Source organism: Shigella sp. FC1967 (assembly GCF_001743005.1).
Classification (GTDB): Bacteria; Pseudomonadota; Gammaproteobacteria; order Enterobacterales; family Enterobacteriaceae; genus Proteus.
On the sequence record NZ_MIIZ01000839.1, the window covers coordinates 1 to 2628 of the forward strand.

Consider the following 2628-nt stretch of genomic DNA (forward strand, 5'->3'; position numbering starts at 1 on the left):
CACAAAAATCACAATGACAGATATAAAAAAGGTAAAGATTATGATCATGCAAAAAGACGCACTCAATAATGTGAATATCAGCGAAGAGCTGGTTTTAATTACTCCAGAAGAGTTAAAACAAAAATACCCATTGAGTCGCAATGATCTGCATGCCATTGCTCAGTCACGTCAGACAATTTCTGAAATTGTCCAGCGTCGTGATCCTCGCTTACTCGTGGTATGTGGGCCTTGTTCCATTCATGATGTCGATGTTGCGTTAGATTACGCAAAACGCCTGAAAGTCTTAGCGTCTGAATTAAGTGATAGTCTGTATATTGTGATGCGTGTCTACTTTGAAAAACCTCGTACAACAGTTGGTTGGAAAGGTTTAATTAGTGATCCATTTATGGATGGTAGTTTTGAAATGGAAAAAGGATTACATATTGCCCGTAAGCTACTAACTGAACTTGTGCAATTAGGGCTACCTCTGGCGACAGAAGCATTAGATCCTAATAATCCACAATACTTAGGCGATTTATTTAGTTGGTCCGCAATTGGAGCCAGAACAACAGAATCTCAGACTCATCGTGAAATGGCATCAGGGCTTTCAATGCCAGTTGGATTTAAAAACGGAACAGATGGTAATTTAGATACTGCGATCAACGCAATGAAAGCGGCTTCTATGCCACACCGCTTTATGGGAATTAATCAATCAGGACAAGTTTGTTTATTGCAAACACAAGGTAACCCTGATGGTCATGTCATTTTACGTGGTGGCAAAACACCTAACTACCATGAAGAAGATGTTGCTCAATGTGAAGCTCAGATGGCAAAAGCAGGATTAAAACCATCATTAATGATTGATTGTAGCCATGGTAATTCTAATAAAGATTTTCGTCGTCAAACGGTGGTGGTTGATTCTGTGATTGAGCAAATCACTAAAGGTAATGAATCTATCACTGGTATTATGTTAGAAAGCCATATTAATGAAGGCAATCAATCGTCAGAGCAGTCTCGTAGCGAAATGAAATACGGTGTTTCAGTAACAGATGCGTGTATTAGTTGGGAAACAACGGAGTCTGTGTTAAGAAATTTACATGCTCAACTTTCCCCAATTTTGGCTCAGCGTGAAGCACAGTTAAAAAAAGTTAGTTAATCATAAAGAAAAAAGAGGCAAGCATAGATGGCTGAAGAATTACAAAGTTTGCGTGAGCAAATTGATCAGGTAGATAAATCACTGCTTTCTTTACTCGCAAAAAGAATGCAATTGGTAGCTGAAGTGGGAGAAGTTAAAAACCGTCATGGCTTACCGATTTATGCACCTGATAGAGAAGCCTCCATGCTTGCTTCTCGTCGTAATGATGCACAAATGATGGGGATTTCTCCTGATTTAATTGAAGATGTATTACGCCGAGTAATGCGAGAATCCTATACTAAAGAAAATGATAAGGGATTTAAAACACTCAACCCTCAATTAGGTAAAATCGTTATTGTGGGAGGAAATGGGAAAATGGGTAAACTATTTTCTCGTTTGTTTACACTCTCAGGCTATCAAGTTGAAAGTTTAGAAGCTGATGAATGGCAAACTAAATCGCCCGCTATTTTTGATAATGCAGGAATGGTGATTATCAGTGTACCCATTCATTTGACTGTTGAGGTGATTAAAGCGCTTCCTGTTTTGCCTAAAAATTGCTTACTTGTCGATCTCGCTTCTATTAAAAAGGCGCCTTTAGAAGCAATGTTAAAGGCACATAGTGGACCTGTTTTAGGTCTTCATCCAATGTTTGGCCCTGACGTCCCCAGTTTAGCGAAACAGGTTGTGGCGTACTGCGAAGGACGAAACCATACAGAATTTGAATGGCTGTTAGAGCAGTTAATGGTATGGGGAGCAAGAATTGAGGCTATTACGCCAGAAGAGCATGATAAAAACATGAGTTTTATTCAAGCACTTCGACATTTTACGACCTTTGCTTATGGTCAGCATTTAGCAAAAGAAAAAGTGGATTTGGCCAGCTTACTGCGACTCTCGTCTCCTATTTATCGTTTAGAATTGGCAATGATAGGGCGCTTATTTGCTCAGGATCCTCAACTTTATGCTGATATTATTTTGTCATCGAAAGAGAATATTGCCTTAATTCGTCGATATCATCATTCATTAGGTCAAGCTATCGATTTATTAGATATAAATGCCAAGAGTGAATTTGTTCATTCATTTAATAACGTGAGTGATTGGTTTGGTGATTATGCTTCTCAATTTATGAAAGAGAGTGGTATCTTATTACAAAAAGCGAATGATAGCCGAATATAGTTAAATTATTTGTTATATAAAAGGCCGAGCAATAAAATAAATGTTCGCTTTTTATATTATTAATTATTTTAAGTTTAACTTATCATTATTCATTATCATAAAAATGACCAAACATCGCCGCTGGGCTCTGTGGTCTTGCTATTATTTTGAGGTTATTCATTTATTGATGATTTATTTTCTTTTATATCTTCATAAAAATGAGCACTTATATAACGAATGAATAAAAATTGACGTATCAAAATATCGCCGCTGGGCTCTGTGGTCTTGCTATTATTTTGAGGTTATTCATTTATTGATGATTTATTTTCTTTTATATCTTCATAAAAATGAGCACTTATATA

At 36.9% G+C, this 2628-nt stretch carries 2 protein-coding genes; both read left to right on the plus strand.

Annotation, left to right across the window (positions count from 1 at the left end):
• The first annotated feature begins 40 nt into the window (after positions 1–40).
• Positions 41–1135: a 3-deoxy-7-phosphoheptulonate synthase gene (locus BHE89_RS14275; protein WP_069367098.1), complete on the plus strand. Its 1095-nt coding sequence runs from the start codon at positions 41–43 to the stop codon at positions 1133–1135.
• Between the two features lie 27 nt (positions 1136–1162).
• Positions 1163–2287, plus strand: coding sequence for a bifunctional chorismate mutase/prephenate dehydrogenase (gene tyrA / locus BHE89_RS14280; RefSeq protein ID WP_069367099.1), 1125 nt, complete (start codon positions 1163–1165; stop codon positions 2285–2287).
• Positions 2288–2628: the final 341 nt, after the last annotated feature.